Origin of the sequence: Stenotrophomonas sp. YAU14A_MKIMI4_1 (assembly GCF_003086855.1) — a bacterium.
In the GTDB taxonomy this organism is placed as follows: Bacteria; Pseudomonadota; Gammaproteobacteria; order Xanthomonadales; family Xanthomonadaceae; genus Stenotrophomonas.
Map to the genome: position 1 here is coordinate 4379445 of NZ_CP025998.1, position 23581 is coordinate 4403025.

At 67.7% G+C, this 23581-nt stretch carries 20 protein-coding genes and 1 riboswitch; of the genes, 4 read left to right on the forward strand and 16 right to left on the reverse strand.

Annotated features, from left to right (window positions below):
* Window positions 1-113: 113 nt before the first annotated feature.
* The 11 genes from C1931_RS19765 to C1931_RS19815 form a co-directional block, all read right to left on the reverse strand.
* Window positions 114-1385, reverse strand: coding sequence for a TolC family protein (locus C1931_RS19765; protein WP_108757545.1), 1272 nt, complete (start codon window positions 1383-1385; stop codon window positions 114-116).
* 58 nt (window positions 1386-1443) lie between these two features.
* On the reverse strand, window positions 1444-1821 hold the full coding sequence (locus tag C1931_RS19770) for a hypothetical protein (protein ID WP_234412705.1): 378 nt from the start codon (window positions 1819-1821) through the stop codon (window positions 1444-1446).
* Window positions 1822-1943: 122 nt separating this feature from the next.
* Complete coding sequence (locus C1931_RS19775) at window positions 1944-3716, reverse strand: DUF885 family protein (RefSeq protein ID WP_108757546.1); 1773 nt, start codon at window positions 3714-3716, stop codon at window positions 1944-1946.
* A gap of 168 nt (window positions 3717-3884) precedes the next feature.
* The gene (locus C1931_RS19780; protein ID WP_108757547.1) at window positions 3885-4226 is read right to left on the reverse strand and encodes a lipid-A-disaccharide synthase N-terminal domain-containing protein; all 342 of its coding nucleotides are present in this window, start codon (window positions 4224-4226) and stop codon (window positions 3885-3887) included.
* Entirely contained in the window at window positions 4226-4948 is a 723-nt protein-coding gene (locus tag C1931_RS19785) for a glycosyltransferase family 2 protein (protein ID WP_108754613.1), read from the reverse strand. The genes C1931_RS19780 and C1931_RS19785 overlap by 1 nt, the downstream gene beginning before the upstream one ends.
* Window positions 4949-5038: 90 nt before the next feature.
* A complete protein-coding gene (locus C1931_RS19790; protein WP_108757548.1) occupies window positions 5039-6004 on the reverse strand; it encodes an NAD-dependent epimerase/dehydratase family protein in 966 nt (321 codons plus the stop codon).
* Between the two features lie 49 nt (window positions 6005-6053).
* Window positions 6054-6779 (reverse strand): suppressor of fused domain protein, encoded by a 726-nt coding sequence (locus tag C1931_RS19795; protein ID WP_108757549.1) that lies wholly within the window; start codon window positions 6777-6779, stop codon window positions 6054-6056.
* Window positions 6780-6849: 70 nt separating this feature from the next.
* Window positions 6850-7770, reverse strand: coding sequence for a ParB/RepB/Spo0J family partition protein (locus C1931_RS19800; protein ID WP_108751359.1), 921 nt, complete (start codon window positions 7768-7770; stop codon window positions 6850-6852).
* Entirely contained in the window at window positions 7770-8567 is a 798-nt protein-coding gene (locus C1931_RS19805) for a ParA family protein (protein ID WP_108754616.1), read from the reverse strand. Before C1931_RS19805 ends, C1931_RS19800 begins: the two co-directional genes overlap by 1 nt.
* Window positions 8568-8680: 113 nt before the next feature.
* Window positions 8681-9319 carry a 16S rRNA (guanine(527)-N(7))-methyltransferase RsmG gene (gene rsmG, locus C1931_RS19810; protein WP_108757550.1) on the reverse strand — a complete coding sequence of 213 codons (639 nt, stop codon included), beginning with the start codon at window positions 9317-9319 and terminating at the stop codon, window positions 8681-8683.
* Window positions 9320-9371: 52 nt separating this feature from the next.
* Window positions 9372-9971: a 4'-phosphopantetheinyl transferase superfamily protein gene (locus C1931_RS19815; protein WP_108757551.1), complete on the reverse strand. Its 600-nt coding sequence runs from the start codon at window positions 9969-9971 to the stop codon at window positions 9372-9374.
* An 84-nt stretch (window positions 9972-10055) separates the two neighbouring features.
* On the opposite strand from C1931_RS19815, the gene C1931_RS19820 reads away from it, so the two are divergent.
* Entirely contained in the window at window positions 10056-10307 is a 252-nt protein-coding gene (locus tag C1931_RS19820; RefSeq protein WP_108751668.1) for a GlsB/YeaQ/YmgE family stress response membrane protein, read from the forward strand.
* Between the two features lie 79 nt (window positions 10308-10386).
* Here the strand turns inward: C1931_RS19820 and xth are convergent, their stop codons facing one another.
* The 4 genes from xth to C1931_RS19840 form a co-directional block, all read right to left on the reverse strand.
* Window positions 10387-11154 carry an exodeoxyribonuclease III gene (xth, locus tag C1931_RS19825; protein ID WP_108757552.1) on the reverse strand — a complete coding sequence of 256 codons (768 nt, stop codon included), beginning with the start codon at window positions 11152-11154 and terminating at the stop codon, window positions 10387-10389.
* Between the two features lie 109 nt (window positions 11155-11263).
* Window positions 11264-12673 (reverse strand): coniferyl aldehyde dehydrogenase, encoded by a 1410-nt coding sequence (locus C1931_RS19830; protein ID WP_108757553.1) that lies wholly within the window; start codon window positions 12671-12673, stop codon window positions 11264-11266.
* A 234-nt stretch (window positions 12674-12907) separates the two neighbouring features.
* Window positions 12908-14572: an MFS transporter gene (locus C1931_RS19835; RefSeq protein ID WP_108757554.1), complete on the reverse strand. Its 1665-nt coding sequence runs from the start codon at window positions 14570-14572 to the stop codon at window positions 12908-12910.
* Window positions 14573-14618: 46 nt separating this feature from the next.
* Window positions 14619-16040: a DcaP family trimeric outer membrane transporter gene (locus C1931_RS19840; RefSeq protein WP_108754623.1), complete on the reverse strand. Its 1422-nt coding sequence runs from the start codon at window positions 16038-16040 to the stop codon at window positions 14619-14621.
* A 244-nt stretch (window positions 16041-16284) separates the two neighbouring features.
* On the opposite strand from C1931_RS19840, the gene acs reads away from it, so the two are divergent.
* From acs to C1931_RS19855, 3 genes are all read left to right on the forward strand, one after another.
* Window positions 16285-18228 (forward strand): acetate--CoA ligase, encoded by a 1944-nt coding sequence (acs, locus tag C1931_RS19845; protein ID WP_108757555.1) that lies wholly within the window; start codon window positions 16285-16287, stop codon window positions 18226-18228.
* Window positions 18229-18380: 152 nt separating this feature from the next.
* Window positions 18381-19046, forward strand: coding sequence for a response regulator transcription factor (locus C1931_RS19850; RefSeq protein ID WP_006477308.1), 666 nt, complete (start codon window positions 18381-18383; stop codon window positions 19044-19046).
* A gap of 167 nt (window positions 19047-19213) precedes the next feature.
* A riboswitch (yybP-ykoY riboswitch) is annotated at window positions 19214-19303 on the forward strand.
* Between the two features lie 89 nt (window positions 19304-19392).
* Window positions 19393-19968: a manganese efflux pump MntP family protein gene (locus C1931_RS19855; RefSeq protein WP_108757556.1), complete on the forward strand. Its 576-nt coding sequence runs from the start codon at window positions 19393-19395 to the stop codon at window positions 19966-19968.
* 68 nt (window positions 19969-20036) lie between these two features.
* On the opposite strand, the gene C1931_RS19860 is transcribed toward C1931_RS19855, so the two are convergent.
* Window positions 20037-23492: a PAS domain-containing hybrid sensor histidine kinase/response regulator gene (locus C1931_RS19860; protein ID WP_108757557.1), complete on the reverse strand. Its 3456-nt coding sequence runs from the start codon at window positions 23490-23492 to the stop codon at window positions 20037-20039.
* Between the last annotated feature and the right edge of the window lie 89 nt (window positions 23493-23581).

A 23581-nucleotide genomic window follows, 5' to 3' on the forward strand; every position in this document is an offset into this window, starting at 1 on the left:
GTCGTGGTCATCGTCCGCAGGCGACGCGGCCTGCGGGCCGCCGTTGCCACAGGCGCTCAGCGCGGCCAGCAGCGCGGCCACGGTGGCCAGACGGATCAGCGAGGTGACAGCCTTCATGGCAGGGTTCCTTCAGCAGAGGCGGCCAGCAGCGGTTGTCCGCTCAGGCGCTGGATTTCGATCAGGGCGGACTGTGCCGACAGCGCGGCATCCAACTGCCGCTGCCGCGCTTCGATGCGCATGGCCTGCAGCTGGGCCCATTCCAGGTAGCTGATGGCACCGGCGCGCCAGGCGGTTTCGGCGGCCGTTTCGGCTTTCTGCAGTTGCGGCAGCACGTCGCGCTGCATGCGCTGCACTTCCAGCCGGGCGGTTTCGTAGCGGCCGTGCGCCTCGGCCAGGGTGGCGTACAGCTGCAGCGCGCGGGCCTCGCGTTCGACCGCGCTCAGGGCCAGTTCGGCTTCTGCGGCGCGGATCTCCGGGACCGCACGGCGCGCACTGCCCAGCGCCATGCTGAAGCCGGCCAGCAGGGCGCTGTCGCCGCTGTCACGCATGTGGCGCACGCCCAGCTGCCAGGACAGGTCACTGCGCTGCTGGCTGCGCGCCAACTGCAGCTGCGCCTCGCGCACGCGTGCTTCGGTGGCGATCACCGCCAGTTCCGGCGTGCGCTGCAGCAGCTGCGCCAGTTGCTGGAAGTCCTGCAGGGCGGGCAGCTGCAAGGGGTCGCCGGTGATGGCGTCGAAATCCACTTCGCGCGCGTTCCACAGCGCCGCCAGCGCCATGCGCGCAGCGCGTGCCGCCTGCACGCTGCGGTCGCGGTCCAGTTCGGCCTGGGCCAGTGCCGCCTGCGCGGTCAGCAGCGTGGACGCCGGCGAGGCACCGGCCTGCAGGCGCAAACGTGCGGCGGCCACCGCGCGGCGGCGCTGCTCGATATCGTCCACGGCGATGCGGCGCTGCTGTTCGGCCGCGCTGATGGCCAGGTAGCGGCGCGCGGTTTCGGCCAGCAGATCCAGGCGGGTGATCTCGCGCTGCGGGGCCAGCGCGTCCAGGTTGGCCTGGGCCACGGCACGACGCGCGTCCAGCTTGCCGCCGCGTTCCAGCACGCCGGCCAGGGTGACGGTGGCTTCGGCGGCATCGAAGCCGCGGGTGCTGCCGGTGCCCAGCACGTTCTCCAGCTCCACGCCGAGCACCAGCGCCGGAGTGAGGGCGGCGCCGTCCAGGCGGGCTTCGGCGGCCTGGCGCTGCAGGGTGGGCAGGCGCAGGTCGGGATGGGTACGGGCGACACGGTCGACGGCCGCGTCCAGGGTCAGGGGGTCAAGCGACGACGGCGCCTGCGCATGCACGCACGGCGCGATCGCCAGGGCCGCGACAGCGGCCAGGCGGATCCACATGGGAATACTCCGGAAATCTCAGGACAGGATCGGAAGCCCGCGCACGGCGGGCGATGGATCAGGCCTGGATCGGAGGACGCAGCAGCGATTCCAGCGGCGCCGGGCGGCCGTCGGTGTCGATGGTGGTCGGCGCGGCGGCCGACGGCGGCAGCGGCAGTTCCCAGCTGGCCAATGCGAACGGCAGGACGCCGCCCTGGCCGTGGCAGTGCCCGCAATGCACCAGCGCGTGCAGCAGGCGTGCGCTGGTGTCGTCCGGATCGTGCCCGGCATCGAGCCCGGCGGCGTCGTGCGGCGCCGCCGGATGGTCCAGATGCGACATCTCGTGCAGCTCGCCCAGTGCCGACGCCGTGGCGCCGCCCACGCTGCCGATCGCCACCACCACCAGCATCAGCAGGCGGAGCAGGAACGACGGGCGGCGGCGCACGAAGCGGATCATGCCGGGAGGGTAGCGGGCGTTGCAGCCGTTACACAATCGCAGCCGCCGCTCGCCGGGCATGGCCCGGCGCTACCCCTGCGTACCTTCCGGTAGCGCCAGGCCATGCCCGGCGGCGTGACCGGTCAGGCCTTCCGGCGTTCGGCGATATACGCCTGGATCTGCTGTTCCAGCACCGGCAGCGGCACCGAACCCTGCTTCAGCACGGCATCGTGGAAGCCCTTGATGTCGAACTTGTCGCCCAGCTCCTTTTCGGCCTGGGCACGCAGGCGCACGATGGCGATCTCACCCAGCTTGTAGCTCAGCGCCTGGCCGGGCCAGGAAATGTAGCGATCCACTTCGGTGGTCACTTCGTGCTCGCTCAGCGCGGTGTGGTCGCGCAGGTAGGCCAGCGCCTGGTCGCGCGTCCAGCCCTTGCTGTGTACGCCGGTGTCGATGACCAGGCGCGCGGCGCGCCACATTTCGTAGGTCAGGCGCCCGAAGTCCTCGTACGGGGTCTCGTAGATGCCCATTTCCACGCCCAGCTTTTCGCAGTACAGCGCCCAGCCTTCGCCGTAGGCCGAGATGTAGGCATTGCGGCGGAACTCGGGCTGTTCGCCCTGCTCGGCCGCCAGCGCGCCCTGCAGGGCGTGGCCCGGGTCGGATTCGTGCAGGGTGAGCGCGGGCAGGTTGTACAGCGGGCGCGACGGCAGATCGTAGGTGTTCACCCAGTAGGTGCCCATGCCACCGCGACCCGCGGTCCAGAACGGAGCGATATCCGGCGGCACCGGCACGATGGTGAAGCGGGCGCGCGGCAGGGTCATGAACTTGCCGATCTGGCCGTCGGCACGCTTGGAGATCCACGCGGCGCGCGACAGCAGCTCTTCCGGGGTCTTGGCGTAGAACTGCGGGTCGGTGCGCAGGAAGGTGAGGAAATCGGCGAAGCTGCCCTTGAACTGCACCTGCTTGATGATGGCGTTCATTTCCTGCTGGATGCGGGCCACTTCTTCCAGGCCGATCCGGTGGATCTGGTCGGGCGTCAGATCCAGCGTGGTGTACTCGTGGATCTGCTGCTTGTAGTACGCCTTGCCGCCCGGCATCGCTTCGGCGGCCAGGGTGGTGCGGGCCTGCGGCACGTATTCGTTCACGAAGAAGGTGCGCAGCTGCTGGAAGGCCGGCACGACCTTGCCGCCGATCGCCGCCACCGCCTGCTCGCGCAGCGCGGCCTGTTCGGCGGCCGGAATGCTGTTGGGCAGCTTCTTGAACGGCGCGTACAGCGGCGACTGGGTCGGGTCCTTCAGTTCGGCCACGGTGGCGATGGACACTTCGCGGCCATCGAGCACCGCGCGCGGCACGCTGAAGCCGCGCTTCAGGCCGGCGCGCATGTTGTCGGTCTGCTGGCCGAAGTAGCGCGGCACATCGTTCAGGCGGGCGATGTAGTTGCGGTAGTCCTGCGCGGTCTTCATCTCGCGCCGGGCCATGAAGGACAGGTTGGACCAGAACGAGGAATCGGAATTGAACGGCATTTCGTAGCCGCGCAGGCGGGTTTCCTCGGCCAGGTTGAACACCTGGTCGCGATAGATCGCGTAGTTCACCTGGTTGGCCGCGCTGAGCGTGGCCGGGTCGATCTTCTTCAGGTCGGCCAGGGTCTGGTCCCAGACCTTCAGCCGGCCCTGCTGGGCGGCGGCGCCGACATCGGGCAGGCGGGTGGCATTGGCCGGTGCATCGCCGTCTTCGCTGGCTTCACCACCGCCGTCCTGGCGCCACTTCCATTCTTTCTCGTAGATCGCGCGGAACGCCGCGTCGGCGGGCGATTCGGCGGCCATGCTGGCCGGTGCGGCGGCAGCGGGCGGCGCGGCCAGGGCAACGGCCGGCGCGGCCAGGGCGATCAGCAGGGCAACGGCAAGACGGGTTTTCACAAGCGCAGGTTCCCGGGAAGGCAGACCCCGATGATCGCACCGCCAGCCCCGTGCAGGCATGGGACGAAGGTCCTGCCTGATGAGTAGATCCACGCCATGCGTGGATGCGCCGGGGATCCTGACGGGGGTCAGAGCCCTTTCCTGCGGAAAGGGATCCGACCCCGGCCCTCAATGGCTGGCTTTGTCGCGCTTCCAGCCGCGGTGCTTGATGTCCAGGTGCAGGCTGTACAGCGCGGTGAACGCCGGGAACAGGTTCTGCAGCACACCCACCGAATCCTGCTTGGCCGAAAACAGGAAGTAGCTGAGCGTCATCAGGCTGCCGACCACGCTCATGTACCAGAACAGGCGCGGGATGACCGGCTTGCCCGCCCGCTTGGAAGCCACGAACTGCACCAGCCAGCGGCCACCGAACATCAGCGCGCCGGTATAGCCGATCAGCTTCCAGCCGGTCACGTGCAGGCCGGTCCAGTACAGCCAGGTCAGCGGTTGGTCCAGCCAGTGCAGCTCCATCAACGCTCCTCCACCGCAGTGCGCTTGCTGCGGGTGATCAGCCACGCCACGCCGCGCAGGTCGCGGATGCCGACCAGCGCGCGGCCCAGGTTGTTGTACTTGGAAACCCCAGCGGTGCGGTGGCGATGGTTCACCGGCACGCTGGTGGTCTTCCAGCCTGCCCGCTGCATCAGCGCCGGCAGGTAGCGGTGCATGTGGTCGAAGTACGGCAGGTCGAGGAAGGCGGCGCGTTCGAACAGCTTGATGCCGCAGCCGGTATCGGGGGTGTCGTCGCGCAGCATGCGCGCGCGGATGGCGTTGGCCCAGCGGCTGGCCCAGCGCTTGCTGCCGCTGTCCTGGCGGTTCACCCGCCAGCCGGCGAACAGTTTCACCTGCGCATCGGCGGCGGCGCGGGCGGCCAGCAGCTTGGGAATATCGGCCGGATCGTTCTGGCCATCACCATCCAGGGTGGCGATCCACGGCGCGCGCGCATGCTTCACCCCGGTGCGCACGGCGGTGCTCTGCCCGCTCTGGCTGACATGGTGCAGCACCCGCAGTTCCGGGGTGGTGGCCTTCAGACCCTGCAGCACGGCCAAGGTGTCGTCGCGCGAATGGTCGTCGATGTAGACGATCTCGAACGGCAGATGGCCGCGCAGGGCGGCGGTGATCTCGGCCACCAGCGGGGCGACATTGTCGCGCTCGTTGAACACCGGAACGACAACGGAAAGCTCAGGTTGGCTCATGGGGCACTCGGCCAAGAGGGAAACAAAGACCGCGCATTGTCCGCAGCCGAGGTTATCCGAAGATGAACCCGGCTGCGTGAGGAGCCTTCCTCAGGCGCGATCGCCAAAGTACTCGCGGCACCACTGCACCACCGGCGGCAGCCCCTGTTCGATCGGGGTGACCGCGTCGAAGCCGAATGCGTCATGGGCGCGCCGGGTGTCGGCCATGGTGCGCACCATGTCGCCGGGCTGCATGGGCTTGTAGACCTTGTGCGCCGGGCGCCCGGCCGCCTGTTCGATCACACCGATGAAGCGTTCCAGCTCGACCGGGGTGTGGTTGCCCAGGTTGAACACGCGGTGCGGCACCGGTTCGGTGGACGGGTGCGCGAGGGCGCCGAGGATACCGGCCACGATGTCGGAAACATGTGTGAAGTCGCGCTGCATGCGCCCTTCGTTGAACACATCGATGGGGCGGCCGGCCAGCACTGCGCGGGAGAACAGCAGCGGCGCCATGTCCGGGCGGCCCCACGGGCCATACACGGTGAAGAAGCGCAGGCCGGTGGCATGCAGGCCATACAGCTGGGCATAGGTGTAGGCCATCAGCTCGTTGGCGGCCTTGGTGGCCGCATACAGCGAGCGCGGCTGGTCCACGCGCTGGTCCTCGGAGAACGGCGGCGTGGCCGAATCGCCATACACCGAGCTGCTGGAGGCATACACCAGGTGCTGCACACCCCGGTGGCGGCACAATTCCAGCATGTTGACGAAGCCGGTCAGGTTGCTGTCGACGTAGGCGTGCGGGTTTTCCAGCGAGTAGCGCACGCCGGCCTGCGCGGCCAGGTGGATCACCGCACTGGGCTGCACTTCGTCGAACAGGGCGGCCAGGCCTTCGCGGTCGGTCAGGTCCAGCGTGCGCAGGTCCAGCGTGGGGCACAGCGCGGCCACGCGGTCGCGCTTGATCTGCGGGTCGTAGTAATCGTTGAAGTTGTCCAGGCCAACCACGGCCTGGCCCTGCTCCAGCAGGGCGCGGGCGGTGTAGGCACCGATGAAGCCGGCAGCGCCGGTGAGCAGGAGGGTCATGGCGGGGGCTCTACGCGCAGGAATGCAGCACAGATGTTACCCGCCTGGCTCAGGACAGGCCCAGCCGTGGCCGCGCCACGTTGAAGCGGCCGGTGTCGATGCGGTCGTCGATGCCCTTGGCCTGCAGGCGTTCGAGCAGTTCATCGGCCCCTTCCTGCAGCTTCAACGCCATCTCTTCGGGGTACAGCGGCAGCACCGCGCGGAAGGCGATCGTGCGGCCATCATCGTCCAGCAGTTCGCCAAAGGCCGGCGGCACCGAAGCCGGATACACCACCATGGCCCCGTCGAACCGCACGTCAGCCGCGTAGGATTCGGCCGGATTGCCATGCGGCACGGTGTGCCCGGGTGCCAGCCAGGTGTCATACAGATGCGGCAGGCGTGCCAGCGTCTGCAGCAATCGCACCGGCCAGTAGAAGCGCTCGTCCTGCAGCGATTGCGCATCCAGCGGCCAGTGGGCCGGCAGGGTCAGCATCAGTTCGGCGAAATGCGGAACATCCACGCCCGGCGGCAGGTTCATCGGCAGATCGCTCATGCCCGAGGTGACCAGCTGCAGCCAGGGACGGTCGGCGGTGGGCGGTACCACGTGCACCAGCACGCGCACCGTATCGGGCAGCGCATCGTCGAACGCGCCCGCTACCGGCCCCAGGTGGCGCTCGATATAGGCACGGATCTGCGCCGTGTGCGGTTGGCCCTGTGCAGGCGAATGCACGGTGTCGCGGCGGTGCAGGTGCATGCGGCTGCCACCGGGGCTGACATCGTCGAAGTCGTTGCTCATGCACGGTTCCCTGTCAGGCCCCGGGGCACGACGCAGGCGCGCCGTGCGCGGGGCAGAAACCCGGCCGGGCTCAGCCCTGGCGCGTACGCAGCTTTTCCAGCACGCCGTCCAGCGTATCCAGGTCGGTGTAGTGGATGATCAGCTTGCCCTTGCCGCCGCGGCCATGGTTGATGGCCACCTTGGTGCCCAGCGATTCGGACAGTTCGGTTTCCAGCGACGCGATGTCGGCCTGCTGCACCTTCGGCGTGGCCACCGGGCGGTTGCTGGGCACCTTGCCGGCGGCGAAGGCCTGCGCACGGCGCTCGACCTCGCGCACCGACCAGCCTTCGTCGGCCGCTTCCTGGGCCAGCTTGCCGGCCAGTTCCGGGGCCAGGGTCAGCAGTGCGCGGGCGTGGCCCATTTCCAGGCGGCGGGTTTCCAGCAGCAGGCGGATCGCCACCGGCAGTTCCAGCAGGCGCAGCAGGTTGGACACCGCCGCGCGCGAGCGGCCCACCGCTTCGGCGGCCTCGGCGTGGGTCAGGGTGAATTCGCTGATCAGCCGCTGCAGCGCTTCGGCTTCTTCCAGCGGGTTCAGGTCTTCGCGCTGGATGTTCTCGATCAGCGCCATCGCGATGACGGTGCGGTCTTCCAGCTCGCGCACCACCACCGGCACTTCGTCCAGCCCGGCCAGCTGCGAAGCGCGCCAGCGGCGTTCGCCGGCCACGATTTCGTAGTTGCCGGCCGGCAGCTGGCGCACCAGGATCGGCTGGATCACGCCCTGCGACTTGATCGAATCGGCCAGCTCGGAGAGCTTGCCTTCGTCCATCTCGCGGCGCGGCTGGTACTTGCCCGGCTGCAGCTGGCCGACAGCCAGCTTGCGCAGCACTTCACCCGGCAGCGGCTCGATGACAGCAGTGGTGGCCTGCACCTGGCTGACCGCGCCCTTCGGACCCAGCAGGGCGTCCAGGCCGCGGCCGAGGCCTCGCTTCTTGGCTGCAGGCTTGCTGGTCATCAGGCGGTCTCCACGGCCTTGGCGGCCTTGTTGCGTTCGTTGTTGCGGCGGATGATCTCGCCGGCCAGGCCCAGGTAGGCCACCCCACCGCGCGAGGCACGGTCGTAGCCGACGATGCTCTGGCCATGGCTGGGGGCTTCGGCCAGGCGCACGTTGCGCGGCACGATGGTGCGGAACACGCGATCACCGAAGTGTTCGGTCAGTTCGGCCGACACCGCGTTGGCCAGGTTGTTGCGCACGTCGAACATGGTGCGCAGCACGCCTTCGATCTCCAGCGCAGGGTTCAGGTTGGCACGCAGCGCTTCGATGGTTTCCACCAGCGCGCTCAGGCCTTCCAGTGCGTAGTACTCGCACTGCATCGGCACGATCACCGAATCGGCGGCGGCCAGTGCGTTCAGCGTGAGCAGCGACAGCGCCGGCGGGCAGTCGATCAGGATGTAGTCGTACTCATCGCGGATCGGCGCCAGCGCGCGCTTCAGGCGCTGCTCGCGCGCTTCCTGTGCCATCAGCTGGATCTCGGCTGCGGTCAGGTCGATGTTGCCCGGCAGCAGGTCGTAGCCTTCGGCGGTGGCCACGCGCACATCGGCGGCGTTGGCTTCACCCAGCAGCAGATCGTAGGTGGAGGCGACCAGTTCGCGCTTGTCCACGCCGCTGCCCATGGTCGCATTGCCCTGCGAATCGAGATCGACCAGCAGCACCCGCTTGGGTGCGTTGGCCAGGGAAGCGGCCAGGTTGACGGCGGTCGTGGTCTTGCCGACGCCACCCTTCTGGTTGGCGATGGCGATGATGCGGGCCATGCAGGTGTGCCTCGTCGACGGATGGTTGGGACCGGTCATTATGCGTACAACCGGCCCCGGGCGGAAATCGTGGATCGCCAACCCGTTGTTGCACAAGGGGTCGACGAGCGGGTTCAAGGGCCGGTAACGGTGACCAGATGGCGTTCGCCGGCCAGGCCGGGCACGCTCAGCGGGGTCACCTCGCGCACCTGCCAGCCGGCCGGCAGTGCGGCGATCTCGTCATGCGGGTAGACCCCCTTCATGGCCAGCAGCACGCCGCCGGGGCGCAGCAGGTGGCCGCCCACGCGGACGATGCCGGCCAGGGTGTCCATGGCGCGCGCGGTCAGCTGGTCGTAGGCGCCGGCCTCGTCCAGCGCCTCGGCGCGCGACTCGGCCACGCGGGCATTGCCCAGGCCCAGCTGGCGCACGGCTTCGCGCATGAAGCGCGCCTTCTTGCCGTTGCTTTCCACCAGGGTGACCTGCAGGCCCGGGCAGGCGATGGCCAGCGGGATGCCGGGCAGGCCGGGGCCGGTACCCAGGTCGGCCAGGCTGCCATCGGCCACGAACGGCTGCATGGCCAGCGAATCGAGCAGGTGGCGGGTGACCATCTCCTGCGGGTCGCGGATGGCGGTCAGGTTGTAGGTGCCGTTCCAGCGGTGCAGCAGGGCCAGGTAGCGCAGCAGCGGCGGCGCCAGGTCGGCCGCCAGGCCCATGCTGGCCAGGCCCTGTTCCAGCGTGGCAACCACGCCGGCGGGAAGATCATGTTCGCTCATGCGCACATTATCGCCGGTTTTGCCCGCCGGTTCGCCGCTTCACTGTGCGGCATCAATCGGCATGCCAGGCCAATGCGGCGCGGAACTGGCCGCTGGCCTGCCATTCGTGCAGGTGCCAGCGCTCGGCCTGGCCCAGCTCGGCATCGCAGGCCAGCAGGTGCAGGGCGCCATCGCGGCCGGGGGCCAGGCGCAGGCGGTGCAGGCCGAAGGAAATGCCCTGCCCGTGCGCCTTCAGGATCGCCTCCTTGGCGCACCAGACGCGGAAGAACCAGTGTTCGCGCTCGGCCACGGACAACCCCTCCAGCCAGGCCACCTCGTCCGGGTGGAAAAAGCGCTGCGCGATTTCCAGCAGCCGCGGGCGTGGGCGCAGCAGTTCCAGGTCCACCCCCAGGCGCACGCCCTCGCCCAGCGCCACCAGCAGCACCTCGCCGCTGTGGCTCCAGCCGGTGCCGTAGTGGGCCAGCGCACCGGCCAGCTCGGGCCGGCCCTTGTCATCACGCACCAGCGGCAACGCCTCCGGTTCGACCCCCAGCGCCTGCGCCAGCACCTGCCGCGCCTGCGGTTCACCCCGCTGGCCGGGCACATGTGGGCGCCGCCAGACGGTCACCGGGCCGAACCGCCAGGGGCCGTCCAGGGTGGCCGGCAGGCTCATCCGCACGCCCCCGTCACGGGATTGCACGACGGGTTCACGGCGCTGCGCGTCAACTGGGCGCGTTCCCTTCCGGAGGTCACGTACATGGGCATCATCATCTGGCTGATCGTGGGCGGCGTGGTGGGCTGGCTGGCCAGCCTCATCATGCGACGCGACGCCCAGCAGGGCATCATCCTCAACATCGTGGTCGGCATCGTCGGCGCGTTGATTGCCGGCTGGTTGTTCGGCGGCGGCATCAACGAAGCGATTACGATCCGCACGTTCCTGTTCTCGCTGATCGGCGCGGTGATCCTGCTGGCCATCGTCAACCTGTTCACCCGCAAGAGCATACGGTGATCCGAGGGGTAGCGCCGGGCCATGCCCGGCGCCTCCCTGCCGCCGCTGCGCTCGCCGGGCATGGCCCGGCGCTACCGTTTCAACCCAATTCCACCCACGCCGGGGCGTGGTCGCTGGGGCGTTCCCAGGTACGCGGCTCGCGGTCGATGCCCGCGGCCACCGCACTGCCCTTCAGCGCATCGGACACCAGGGTCAGATCGATGCGCAGGCCCAGGTTGCGGCGGAAGCCAGCCGCACGGTAATCCCACCAGCTGAACACACCGGCCTCGTCGTTGTGCAGGCGGAAGCCATCGTGCAGGCCCAGCTGCAGCAGCTTGTTCAGCGCGCCGCGCTCGGCGGTGGAGGTGAGGATGTGGTTTTCGTTCCACACCTCCGGGTCGTGCACGTCGCGCGCGTCCGGGGCGATGTTGAAGTCGCCCATCACGATCAGCTTCGGCTGGCGCTGCAGCTCCTGCGCGATCCAGGCATGCACGGCTTCCAGCCAGCGCAGCTTGTAGTCGTACTTGTCGGTGCCGATGTCCTGGCCGTTGACCACGTACAGGTTGATCACCCGCAGATCACCGAAGGTGCCGGCGATGACGCGCTTCTGCTCGTCCTCGAAACCGGGAATGCCGATCTGCACGTCCTGCGCCGGCTCACGCGACAGCAGGGCCACGCCGTTGTAGGTCTTCTGGCCAGCAAACACGCTGCGGTAGCCCGCGGCGATCAGCGCCGCATCGGGGAACTTGTGGTCCTCCAGCTTGGTTTCCTGGATACCGACGATGTCCGGGCCGAAGTCCTTGAGCCACTGCTCCAGGTGCGGCAGGCGGACATTGAGCGAATTGACGTTCCACGAGGCGATTTTCATGGGGGCATTCTACCCGGCCCTGCTTTGGTAGGCGCCAAACCCGCGTGCCAACCAAGGTTGGCACCTACCGGAACGCGGCCCCGTCGGTAGAGCCACGCCATGCGTGGCTTCACCGCAACAGGAACCTCAACAACCCCGCAATCTTCGAATACGGCGGCCGCAGCCGGTCGCTGGCCGCCCAGCGTGACTGCCACAGCACCGGCAGCCGCTTGCTCATGGCGTCGAACCCAGCCCGCCCGTGGTACGCGCCCATGCCACTGGCCCCCACCCCGCCAAACGGCAGGCCGTCGGCGGCGAAATGCAGCAGCGTGTCATTCACCGTCACCCCGCCAGCCACCACCTGGTCGAGGATGCGCTCCACCGTCGCACGGTCCTGGCTGAAGGGGTACAGCGCCAGCGGGCGGTCACGCGACAGCACGTCGGCCAGCGCGGCGTCCAGGTCCGGGTAGGCCCGCACTGGCAGGATCGGGCCGAAGATCTCCTCGCGCATCAGGTCCAGGTCATCCGGCGGGTCCAGCACCACCGTGGGCACCAGCAGGCGCTCGCGGTCGGCGCGCGTGGCATCCACCTGGGCCAACGGAATGACCGGCACGCCGCGCTCGCGGGCCTGCGCCAGATAGCCCTGCAGGCGCTGGTACTGGCCCTCGTTGATGATGCGCGTGTAGTCATCGGCATCGGCGAAATCCCCGTAGCGCGCGCGCACCTGTTGCTGCAGCGCCTGCACGAACTCGCGCTGGCGCACGGTATCGATCAGCACGTAATCGGGCGCGATGCAGGTCTGGCCGGCGTTGAACCACTTGCCGGTGGCCAGCCGCGCGGCGGCTTTGTCCAGCGGGAAATCGCGGCAGACAATGGCCGGTGATTTGCCACCCAATTCCAGCGTGAGCGGCACCAGGTGCTCGGCTGCGGCCGCCATTACCTTGCGGCCGACGGCGGTTGAGCCGGTGAACACCAGATGGTCCAGCGGCAGCGAGGACACGGCTGCAGCCACATCCGCACCACCCTGCGCCACCGCCACGCGATCGGGCGGAAACACGCTGGCCAGCAGATCGGCCAGGAACGCGCTGGTGCGCGGCGTGTGTTCGGAGGGTTTGAGCAGCACGTGGTTGCCCGCCGCGATGGCCGTGGCCAGCGGCACCAAGGCCAGGGTGACCGGGTAGTTCCAGGGTGAAATCACCCCGACCACGCCCAGCGGCGTCGGCCGCAGCTGCGCGCGCGCCGGCCACAGCCGCCAGCCGGCGCCCACCCGCTGCGGCTTCGCCCAACGCAGCAGGTGGCGGCGCAGGTGGTCGATGGCCGACAGCACGCTCATGCCATCGGCCAGCTTCGATTCGGTGTGGGCGCGGTGGCCGAAGTCTTCGGCGATGGCCGCAGCCATTTCATCCAGGCGCGCCTTCAGTGCTTCGCGCAGGCGGCGTAGATCGGCCTCACGCTGGTCCAGCGAAGGGCGCCGCACCTGCCAGGCGCTGCGCAGGGTGTGCAGGAGAGCGGGAAGGTCGGCCGGGGCGGTGGTGGTCATGGGCCGACTATACGGGGTGCCGGACCGCGCAACGGTCGTCTCGATGACCCCGGACGTACGGGTCCGCGCGACGGTAGAGTCGACCGTTGGTCGACTGTCGCGCGCAGCGCGGGGTTTTCAGAGGTACCGCCAAGAGCAGTCGACCAACGGTCGACTCTACCCCGACGCATTCCCACAAATGGAAAGGCCGCGGTCTGCACCGCGGCCTTTCCTTCATTGCCTTGGACCCACCGCTTACTTGGTGATGTCCACGTCCTTGGTCTCACGCAGGAACAAGCCGCCGATCACCACCGACATCAGCGCGATGATGATGGGGTACCACAGGCCGTAGTACAGGTTGCCCGTACCAGCCACCAGTGCGAACGAAATGGCCGGCAGGAAGCCACCGAACCAGCCGTTGCCGATGTGGTACGGCAGCGACATCGAGGTGTAGCGGATGCGGGTCGGGAACAGTTCCACCAGGTAGGCGGCGATCGGGCCGTAGACCATGGTCACGTACAGCACCAGCAGCCACAGCATGAAGATCGTGCCGGCGTAGTTGATGCGCGAGCCATCGGCCTTGGCCGGGTAGCCGGCGGTGGTCAGCGCGCCCTTCAGTTCGGCACCGAACGCATCGGCCTTGGCCTTGCCTTCTTCCTTGGTCAGGCCGGCCGCCTCATACGAGGTGACGCTGGCACTACCCACGTTCACCATCGCCAGCGAACCGGCAGCGGCGGGCTGCACGTCGTACGGCACACCGGCCTTGGTCAGCGCGGCGGTCGCCACGTCGCAGGAGCTGGTGAACTTGCGCAGGCCCACCGGATCGAACTGGAACGAGCAGGTGTTCGGATCGGCAACCACGAGTGCCGGCGAGCTGCTGCGGGCTTCTTCGATGGCCGGGTTGGCGAAGTGGGTCAGGCCCTTGAAGATCGGGATGTAGGTGACGGCGGCCAGCAGGCAGCCGGCCAGGATGATCTTCTTGCGGCCGATACGGTCGGACAGCCAGCCGAAGAAGATGAAGAACGGCACGCCCAGCGCCAGCGCGGCGGCAATCAGCAGGTAAGAGGTGGTGGCATCGACCTTCAGCATGCTGCTCAGGAAGAACAGCGCGTAGAACTGGCCGCCGTACCAGACCACGGCCTGGCCGGCCGCCGCACCCAGCAGCACCAGCAGCATCAGCTTCAGGTTGCCGCCCTTCAGGCTGTCACGGAACGGGGTCTTGGAACCCTTGCCTTCGGACTTCATCTGCTGGAACAGCGGCGATTCGCTCAGCTGCAGGCGGATCCACACCGAAACGCCCAGCAGCAGGATCGACACCAGGAACGGAATGCGCCAGCCCCAGGCTTCGAAGGCTTCGTTGCCCAGGAAGTAGCGGCAGGCCAGGATGATCAGCAGCGACATGAACAGGCCCAGCGTGGCGGTGCACTGGATGAAGCTGGTGTACAGGCCGCGCTTGTCGTCCGGCGCGTGCTCGGCCACGTAGGTGGCGGCACCGCCGTATTCACCGCCCATGGCCAGGCCCTGGGCCAGGCGCAGGATGATCAGGATCACCGGTGCGGCGAAGCCGATCGAGGCGTAGTTGGGCAGCACGCCGACCAGGAAGGTCGAGATGCCCATGATCAGGATGGTGACCAGGAAGGTGTACTTGCGGCCGATGCGGTCGCCGAGGCTGCCGAAGAAGGCCGCGCCGAACGGTCGCACGAAGAAGCCGGCGGCAAAGGCCAACAGAGCGAAGATCATGCCGGTGGTTTCATTCACGCCACTGAAGAACTGCTTGGCGATGATCGCGGCCAGTGAGCCGTACAGGAAGAAGTCATACCACTCGAAGACCGTGCCGAGGCTCGATGCGAAGATGACCTTCTTGTGGCCTTTGGTCAGGCTGCCCGCGGCGTTATGCGCGGTGCTGGGTGTACTGGACATGAGACGTTTTCCCCTTTGTAGGTGCCGACCGAGGGTCGGCACTCATTCAAAAACTATATTTGGTGGTGAACTGCACGCGGTTGATATCGCCCTTGCGCCCGTCTTCGATCTCACGCACGCCGTACATGTACTCGGCACCGATATCGACCTTGGGCATCGGCGTGTAGAAGATGTTGCCGCGGATGCTCTGTACGCTCTTGGTCACCAGCGGGCCCAGGCTGCCATCGTTGTCGTAGTCACTGCGCGCGTAGATCAGGTTGGTGCGCAGCTTCGGGGTGAACGCATGCCGCCAGCCCACGTAGCCGGCAAGCACGCCAGTCGGGTTCAGTTCGTCACGTGCCACGTCGTAAGCGGTATCGGCGGTCACACCCAGACCGATGTAACGGGCAATGCCTTCACCACCGGTCAGCTGGTAGTGCAGCGAATCGTTGCCGCCCATCACCCACTTGCCGCCCACGGTCAGGCCGCCGCCCACCTTGTCCGCCTTGGCCCCGGTGGCCTGGTTGTCGACCTTCAGCTGGCGCACGATGCCACCCACGCCGAAGGTGCCCCAGTCGCCCTTCCAGCCATAGCGCAGGGTCAGATCGGGCAGGCTGCCGCGGTCGGAGTTGGCGCTGGCGTTGGTCCAGGCCCCGGTCACCGGATTGCGGGTGCCGGTCAAGGTGGTGGTTTCTGGGTTTTCCAGCGCCACGCTGAAGCCGCCGTTGGTGTAACGCACCTGCGCCTGGCGCACGAAGATCACACCGTCGGTGGGACCGACGAAATCGACCGCTTCAGGCAGCGCTGCGGCGTCCATGAAGTTGGACCAGGTCTGGCCGGCCAACCAGTTGTTCCAGTACATGTAGGCATGGCGCAGGGTCACGCCGTAGGTGTTGGTGGCGGTCTGGTTGCCCAGCGAGTTGCCGAAGAAATCCATCTCGAACAGCGCGCCGGACTTGTTGCCCGATTCGCTGACGTTGTCGATGCCGATGTTGAAGCGCGAGAACTTGGCGTGGGCGTTGTAGTCCACGTCCGAGCGCTTGCCGCTGCCGCCGGCGCCGGCCACCGGGGTCTGGCCCGGCAGGTACAGCGCGCGGCCGGTGGCATCGTCGGCCAACTGGCCATCGCCGGTCTGGGTGGCCAGGAAGTCGGCCTTGATGAAGCCGCCGATCTTGACCGTGGTGCCCGGCGCCGCCCCGGGGGTGATGGTGGTGACCTGGATCGGCTGCTTGCCCGCGGGCACGGCCGGCTTCTGCTCGGCCTGCACGGTGCGGACTTCGGTGACCGCCTGCTGGGTCTGCACGATCTGGGTCTGTTGCTGCTGCTGCGATGACAGCAGCGCCTGGACCTGGCGTTCCAGCTCGGCAACGCGCGCTTCCAGTGCTTTCTCTTTGGCGGTTTCTGCAAACGCCATGCCCGGTGCGACCAGGGCGACCAGCAAGCAGGCCGCCAAAGGTTTGCGCACGGCTTTCAACGTACGGTGGCTCATGTTGCCCTCTCTCCCAAGTGGCAAGGTGATGCCGCGCGTGGGGCACGGTCGAGCCGAGACTGCGGGGGGTTTATGTATAGCGGTATTCGCCATTGGTCGAAGCCGGGCTGCTACGGGCCGGTCTTTCGACCAAGGTCTAAGCGCGGCGATAACGCGGGCGGGGGTGGATGGGGCAAACTGAGGGGGAACGGCCGCTGCGATGCTGCGGACGCACATGAAAAGTCAACGTGCAAGTGAGGGTGCCATGGCTGATATCTACCCCGTCGATCCGCAGTTCGCCGCCAAGGCACGCATCGACAAGAAGTCCTACGAACAGCAGTACCAGGCGTCGGTGTCCGATCCGGATGCCTTCTGGGGCAAGGCCGCGCAGCGGCTGGACTGGATGCGTGCGCCGACGAAGATCCGCAACGTCAGCTACGACCTGGCCGATTTCCACATCAAGTGGTTCGAAGATGGCGAGCTCAACGCCAGCGTGAACTGCCTGGATCGCCAGCTCGAGAAGCGCGGCGACAAGACCGCGTTGCTGTTCGAACCGGACAGCCCGGATGCACCGGCCCAGCACGTGACCTATCGCGAGCTGTACGAGCGCACCTGTCGCCTGGGCAACGCGCTGCGCAACCTGGGCGTCAAGAAGGGCGACCGGGTCACCATCTACCTGCCGATGATCGTCGATGCCGCGGTGGCCATGCTGGCCTGCGCACGTATCGGTGCGATCCACTCGGTGGTGTTCGGTGGCTTCGCTCCGAACTCGATTGCCGACCGGGTGAGCGATTGCCAGAGCAAGCTGATCATCACCGCCGACGAAGGCCTGCGCGGCGGCCGCAAGGTGCCGCTGAAGGCCAACGTGGATGCCGCGCTGAAACTGCCGGGCACCAACACGGTGGAAACCGTGCTGGTGGTGCGCCACACCGGCGGTGCGGTGGACATGCAGGCCCCGCGCGACCGCTGGTTCCATGACGTGGTGGACAGCCAGCCGTCCACCTGCGAACCGGAGCGCATGAACGCGGAAGATCCGCTGTTCATCCTCTACACCTCCGGCTCCACCGGCAAGCCCAAGGGTGTGCTGCACACCACCGGCGGCTACCTGCTGTACGCGGCCTACACCCACGAAGCGGTGTTCGACCTGCGCGAGGACGACATCTACTGGTGCACCGCCGACGTCGGCTGGGTCACCGGCCACAGCTACATCGTGTACGGCCCGCTGGCCAACGGCGCAACTTCGCTGATGTTCGAAGGCGTGCCGAACTACCCGGACACCTCGCGCTTCTGGAACGTGATCGACAAGCACAAGGTGTCGATCTTCTACACCGCCCCCACCGCCATCCGTGCGCTGATGCGCGAGGGCGAGGAGCCGGTGAAGAAGACCTCGCGTGCCTCGCTGCGCCTGCTTGGCAGTGTTGGCGAACCTATCAATCCGGAGGCCTGGCGCTGGTACTACGAAGTGGTGGGTGACAGCCGTTGCCCGATCGTCGATACCTGGTGGCAGACCGAAACCGGCGGCATCCTGATTTCGCCGCTGGCCGGCGCGATGGATCTGAAGCCGGGTTCGGCCACCCTGCCCTTCTTCGGCGTACAGCCGGCGCTGGTCAATGCCGATGGCGAGATCCAGGACGGCCCGACCGAGGGCAACCTGATCATCCGTGATTCCTGGCCGGGCCAGATGCGCACGGTGTATGGCGACCACCAGCGCTTCATCGACACGTATTTCCGCACCTATCCGGGCAGCTATTTCACCGGTGACGGCTGCCGCCGCGACGAGGATGGCTACTACTGGATCACCGGCCGCGTGGACGATGTGATCAACGTGTCCGGCCATCGCATCGGCACCGCCGAAGTGGAAAGCGCGCTGGTCTCGCACCCGAAGGTGGCCGAGGCTGCCGTGGTCGGCTTCCCGCACGACGTGAAGGGCCAGGGCATCTATGCCTATGTGACCCTGGTGGCCGAAGAGGCCCCCAGCGACGAGCTGCAGAAAGAGCTGGTCGCCTGGGTGCGCAAGGAAATCGGCCCCATCGCCACGCCGGACCACCTGCAGTGGGCGCCGGGCCTGCCGAAGACGCGCTCGGGCAAGATCATGCGCCGCATCCTGCGCAAGATCGCCGAGAATGCACCTGACCAGCTTGGCGACACCTCGACCCTGGCCGATCCCTCGGTCGTGGCCTCGCTGGTGGACGAGCGCAAGGTGCGCTGATGCATCACCCGGGGTCAGATCCCGGGGTCGGATCCCTTTCCGCAAGGAAAGGGCTCTGACCCCAGCAGATTCCGACCTCCACGGGGTCAGAGCCCGTCCCTGACGGAACGGGATCTGACCCCGAACAGTTTCCCCCACGGTTCCCCCCGACCATGACCACCCTTCTGATTGCCGATGACCATCCCCTGTTCCGCGAAGCCCTGCGTGGGGCGGTGCAGCGGGTCATCCCCGGCGTGCAGTTGTTCGAGGCCGACAGCGTGGAAGCGCTGTACGCACTGGCCGACCAGCACAACGATGCCGACCTGGTCCTGATGGACCTGAACATGCCCGGTGCGCAGGGCTTCAATGCGCTCGTACACATGCGGTCGCTGCACCCGCACCTGCCAGTGGTGGTGGTCTCTGCGCGCGAAGAAGCCACGGTAATGCGCCGAGCGCTGGACCACGGCGCGCTGGGCTTCATTCCCAAGTCGGCCGACTCGGACACCATCGGCCATGCGCTGGGCACCATCCTGGATGGCGAAACCTGGGCGCCGCCGGAAGCGCACAACGTGCCGCCCACCGGCAGCGAGGAACGCGAAGTCGGCCAGCGCCTGCGCGAACTGACACCGCAGCAGTTCCGCGTACTGCAGATGCTGGGTGCCGGTCGCTTGAACAAGCAGATCGCCTACGACCTCAATGTCTCTGAAGCGACCATCAAGGCGCACGTGACCGCGATCCTGCGCAAGCTGGGCGTGACCAACCGCACCCAGGCCGTGCTGATGGCCGGCAAGCTGGCCATCGACGACGACGCCATCGTGCTGCCGCCGGAAGAAGACTGACCCTCGCCGGGCATGGCCCGGCGCTACCTTGACCACCCTGGTGGGTGCCAAGCTTGCTTGGCACGCTTCTGCTTCGCCTCGATATAGCCTGCGCTATACAAACCAGCCCTGCCTGCGCGTTTGCCTGGAAATGCGCCACGCGCGGATCGCGGTGCTAAGCTTCGCGTCCCCTTGGGGAGTAGCCGGATTCCTTCGCAGGAATCGTCCACGTCAACATACTCGGCCAGTGCGCCGTGGCGTGGACAACCATGATGGTTGGCGAGACCAGCGGCCCGCGTGCGCAATCTCAGGTTGGGCGCGAACGCGAGCCGTGCGTCCGTCCTTGCCCGACCTTCAGTTGCCGCCCATGTCTCCTGTTTCGATCCTCCTGATCGGCTTTGCCATGTCCACCGATGCCTTCGCTGCGGCGATCGGCAAGGGTGCGGCCATGCGCAGGCCGGTGTTCCGCGATGCACTGCGCGCCGGCATCATCTTCGGTGTCATCGAGGCGATCACGCCCATCATCGGCTGGCTGCTCGGTCGCGCCGCCCTGCGGTACGTGGAAGCCTTCGACCACTGGATCGCGTTCGGCCTGCTGCTGGCACTGGGCGTGCACATGATCATCAACGGTGTGCGCCCGGACGGCGATGACGAGGAGGAAGACTCCTCGCAGCACCACGGCTTCTGGAAGCTGGCGCTGACCGGTTTCGCCACCAGCATCGACGCCATGGCGGTGGGCATCGGCCTGGCCTTCATGGACGTGCATATCGGCGTGATGGCGGCCGTGATCGGCCTGTGCACGCTGACCATGGTCACCGCCGGCATCATGCTCGGCCGTGCGCTGGGCAGCATGGTCGGCAAGCGCGCCGAGATCATCGGCGGCGTGATCCTGATCATCATCGGTTCGACGATCCTGTACGAGCACCTGCACGGCGTGGCATAACGCGTTGGCTATCGTTGCCGCCGGGCGTGGCCCGGCGATATCGATGCGCATCCACGCATGGCGTGGATCTACGGTGACGTTCCTGCATCGCGCAGCGCGCCCAGGAAGGCGCGCAGCGAGGCAGGCTTGATCGGCTTGGTCAGCACGCGGTAGCCGCGTTCGCGGGCCATCCGCTTCAACTCGTCACGACCATCGGCGGTCAGCAACGCGCCCGGCAATGCATAGCCGGCCGCTTCGCGCAGCGCCACCAGGGCGTCCAGGCCATCCATGCGGTCATGCAGGTGGTAATCCACCAGCATCACCTGCGGTCGCTCGGCAATCCGTTCCAGTGCCTGGTCCACGGTGGAGGCGGTGATCACCTGCACCTGCCAACGGCCCAGCAGCGCGCGCATGCCGTCCAGGATCTCCTCGTCGTTGTCCACGCACAGCACGCGCAGGCCGGCCAGCGAATCGCTGCGCACCGCCGGTGCGGCTGCGGTGACCACAGCCGCCGGCTCGGTGTAGCCCGGCAACGGTGCCACCCGCGGCAGGATGATCGAGAACATCGAGCCACTGCCGACCCGGCTGCGGGCATTCAAGCGATGGTCGAGCAGACGCGAGATGCGCTGGCAGATCGACAGGCCCAGGCCCAGACCCTGCTCACCCCAGTCGAACGGCTGCTGGTAACGGTGGAATTCGTCGAAGATCTGCCGCATGTGGTGTTCGGGAATGCCTGGCCCGGTATCCCACACCTGCAGTTCCACTTCATCGCCGCGCTGGCGCACGGCCAGCACGATGCGGCCCTGGCGGGTGTAGCGCAGCGCATTGGCCAGGAAGTTCTGCAGCACGCGCCGCAGCAGTCGACGATCGCTGCGCACCCAGGTGGTGCGCGCGAACAGGTCCAGGCGCAGGCCGCGGCCCGCAGCCACCGGGGTGTACTGCGCCGCCAGCTCGCGCATCAGCGCGCTCACGTCGAACTCGCCGATGACCGGGTGCAGGCCACCGGCATCCAGCCGCGACACGTCCAGCAGGCCATCCAGCAGTTCTTCGGCCGCGCGCAACGACGCATCCACGCGTTCGGCCAGGTGCTTCTGCTCATCGCTCACGTGGTCGCTGTCACGCAGTGCCGAAGCGAACAGGCGCGCCGCGTTCAGCGGCTGCAGCACGTCATGGCTGATCGCCGCCAGGAAGCGCGTCTTCGACTGCTGCGCCACCTCGGCTTCATGCGAGCGCTCGGCCACGCGCTGTTCCAGCGTTTCGTTGGCTTCCAGCAGCGCCTTTTCCGCGTGCTTGTAATCGGTAATGTCGTTGTAGCTGGTCACGTAACCGCCGCCGGGCAGCGCCTGGCCACGCATCTCGATCACCTTGCCATCGCTGCGGGTGCGCTCGAACACGTGCGGCGAACCGGCGCGCATGTAGCCGATGCGGCGGTTGATCTGCACTTCGATATCGCCTTCGCCCAGCTCGCCGCGTTCGGCGTTGTAGCGGATCAGGTCGGCCACCGGGCGGCCGACGTAGAGCATGCCGTCGGGATAGCCGAACATGTCCTGGTAACGGCGGTTCCAGGCGGTCAGGCGCATGTCCGGGTCGACCACGCTGACGCCGGCGCTGATGTTTTCCAGCGTGGTAGAAAGAATCTCGCGGTTGAAGCGCAGCTCCTGCCCGGCTTCATCCAGCACCGCCACCACTTCGCCCAGGTCCATGCCCGAACCGCGCAGCAGGCTGGTCAGCAGCAGGCGTGCGGAGGCCGCACCGATGGAGGCGGCCAGCAGACGCTCGGTGAACTGCACCCACGGCCGGTCGGCCGGTGCCGAGGACTGCAGTTCGCGACCCAGCGACTGCGCCTGTTCGAAGAACGAGCGCTGCGCATGGCGCTCGCCCACCACGCGCGAGGCCAGCGCCAGCAGGTCGCCCACGTGCACATGGCCGGGCCAGCCACCGGCCACCGACGGCCGTTCTGCGTAGGGGTCCAGGAAGGGGGCCGCACGCAGGCGCTCGTCCACGCCGGGGCGCCAGCGCGCGGACACCAGCATCATCGTCGCCGCGTTCACCAGCAGCGACCAGAACGTGCCGTGGGTGAGCGGGTCCCAGCCGGTCATGCCGAACAACTGCTGCGGGCGCAGCCAGTCGATGCCGAACGGCCCGTGCTGCACCCACGCCGCATCCACCCAGCCGGCCAGGGTCATCGCCGGCAGCAGCAGGGTGTACAGCCAGGTGGCAAAGCCCAGCAGCATGCCGGCTTCCACGCCGCGGCGGCTGGCGCCACGCCAGTACAGACCGCCGATCAGGCCCGGCGCGAACTGGGCCACCGCCGCGAATGCCATCAGGCCGTAGGACGCGAGGGTGCTGTCGTTGCTGCTGCTGCGGTAGTAGCTGTACGCCATCAACGCCAGCAGCAGGATCGCCAAACGGCGGATCCACAGCACGCGCGAGGCCACGTCGGCCGCTTCCTGGTGGTCGCCACTGCGGCGCAGCAGCACCGGCATCACCAGGTCGTTGCTGACCATGGTGGCCAGGGCGATGGACGAGACGATGACCATGCCGGTGGCCGCCGAGAAACCGCCGACGTAGGCGATCAGGGCCAGCGCGTTGCGCCCCTCGGCCAGCGGCAGGGCCAGCACCATGGCATCGTCGGCCACGCTGCCGCCGGTGCCGAACAGGCTGACGCCGGCGGTGGCGATCGGCAGCACCATGGCCGAGATCAGCACCAGGTAGCCACCGAACATCCAGCGCGCGCGGCGCACGTCGCGCACGTCGCCGCACTCCACCACCGCCACATGGAACTGGCGCGGCAGGCAGATGATGGCCAGGAAACTGAGCAGGGTCTGCGAAATGAAGCCCACCGGCGGCAGGCCGGTGAACAATGTATGCACCGAGGCAACCACCGCTTCGCTGCGGTCGCTCAGCCACAGGTAGGCGAACACGCCCACCGCCAGCATCGCGCACAGCTTGATGACCGATTCGAAGGCAATGGCCAGCATCATGCCGTGGTGGTGCTCGGTGGCATCGACCTGGCGGGTGCCGAACAGGGTGGCGAACAGGGCCATCAACAGCGCCACGTACAGCGCCGGATCGGTGAAGAAGCCGGTGGGGCCGCTGTTGCCGGTCAGCACCTGCAGGCTCATGGCCACGGCCTTGTACTGCAGGGCCAGGTACGGAACGATGCCGATCAGGGCGATGATCGCCACCAGCGCGGCCAGCCGCCGCGAGCGGCCGAAGCGCGAGGATATGAAATCGGCGATGGACACCACGTTCTGGCTGCGTGCGATCAGCGCCAGCCGCTCGATGATGCGCCAGCCGAACAGCAGCAGCAGCAACGGGCCGATGTAGATCGGCAGGTAGCCCACGCCGTTGCGCACGGCGGTGCCCACGGCACCGTAGAAAGTCCATGACGAACAGTAGACGGCCAGCGCCAGGCTGTAGACCACCGGCCGCAGCCACGGGCGGTCGGGGTACATGGGCCGTCGGTCACCCCACCACGCCACGCCGAAGAGCAGCGCGGCATAGGCAACCGAGACCAGCAGCAGGATCCAGCTGGAGACCACGCGTGCGTTTCCGTCGGAGGAACCCGCAGTGTAGGCCAGGCGTGGCCAGGTGTACGGGCTCGTTGGGGCAGCCACCCCCACCAAGGTGG

Coding starts and splice junctions, on each gene's coding strand:
- C1931_RS19765 (WP_108757545.1), bottom strand. CDS start 1,385: ATGTGGATCCGCCTGGCCGCTGTCGCGGCCCTGGCGATCGCGCCGTGC.
- C1931_RS19770 (WP_234412705.1), bottom strand. CDS start 1,821: ATGATCCGCTTCGTGCGCCGCCGCCCGTCGTTCCTGCTCCGCCTGCTG.
- C1931_RS19780 (WP_108757547.1), bottom strand. CDS start 4,226: ATGGAGCTGCACTGGCTGGACCAACCGCTGACCTGGCTGTACTGGACC.
- C1931_RS19785 (WP_108754613.1), bottom strand. CDS start 4,948: ATGAGCCAACCTGAGCTTTCCGTTGTCGTTCCGGTGTTCAACGAGCGC.
- C1931_RS19790 (WP_108757548.1), bottom strand. CDS start 6,004: ATGACCCTCCTGCTCACCGGCGCTGCCGGCTTCATCGGTGCCTACACC.
- C1931_RS19795 (WP_108757549.1), bottom strand. CDS start 6,779: ATGAGCAACGACTTCGACGATGTCAGCCCCGGTGGCAGCCGCATGCAC.
- C1931_RS19800 (WP_108751359.1), bottom strand. CDS start 7,770: ATGACCAGCAAGCCTGCAGCCAAGAAGCGAGGCCTCGGCCGCGGCCTG.
- C1931_RS19805 (WP_108754616.1), bottom strand. CDS start 8,567: ATGGCCCGCATCATCGCCATCGCCAACCAGAAGGGTGGCGTCGGCAAG.
- rsmG (WP_108757550.1), bottom strand. CDS start 9,319: ATGAGCGAACATGATCTTCCCGCCGGCGTGGTTGCCACGCTGGAACAG.
- C1931_RS19815 (WP_108757551.1), bottom strand. CDS start 9,971: ATGAGCCTGCCGGCCACCCTGGACGGCCCCTGGCGGTTCGGCCCGGTG.
- C1931_RS19820 (WP_108751668.1), top strand. CDS start 10,056: ATGGGCATCATCATCTGGCTGATCGTGGGCGGCGTGGTGGGCTGGCTG.
- xth (WP_108757552.1), bottom strand. CDS start 11,154: ATGAAAATCGCCTCGTGGAACGTCAATTCGCTCAATGTCCGCCTGCCG.
- C1931_RS19830 (WP_108757553.1), bottom strand. CDS start 12,673: ATGACCACCACCGCCCCGGCCGACCTTCCCGCTCTCCTGCACACCCTG.
- C1931_RS19835 (WP_108757554.1), bottom strand. CDS start 14,572: ATGTCCAGTACACCCAGCACCGCGCATAACGCCGCGGGCAGCCTGACC.
- C1931_RS19840 (WP_108754623.1), bottom strand. CDS start 16,040: ATGAGCCACCGTACGTTGAAAGCCGTGCGCAAACCTTTGGCGGCCTGC.
- acs (WP_108757555.1), top strand. CDS start 16,285: ATGGCTGATATCTACCCCGTCGATCCGCAGTTCGCCGCCAAGGCACGC.
- C1931_RS19850 (WP_006477308.1), top strand. CDS start 18,381: ATGACCACCCTTCTGATTGCCGATGACCATCCCCTGTTCCGCGAAGCC.
- C1931_RS19855 (WP_108757556.1), top strand. CDS start 19,393: ATGTCTCCTGTTTCGATCCTCCTGATCGGCTTTGCCATGTCCACCGAT.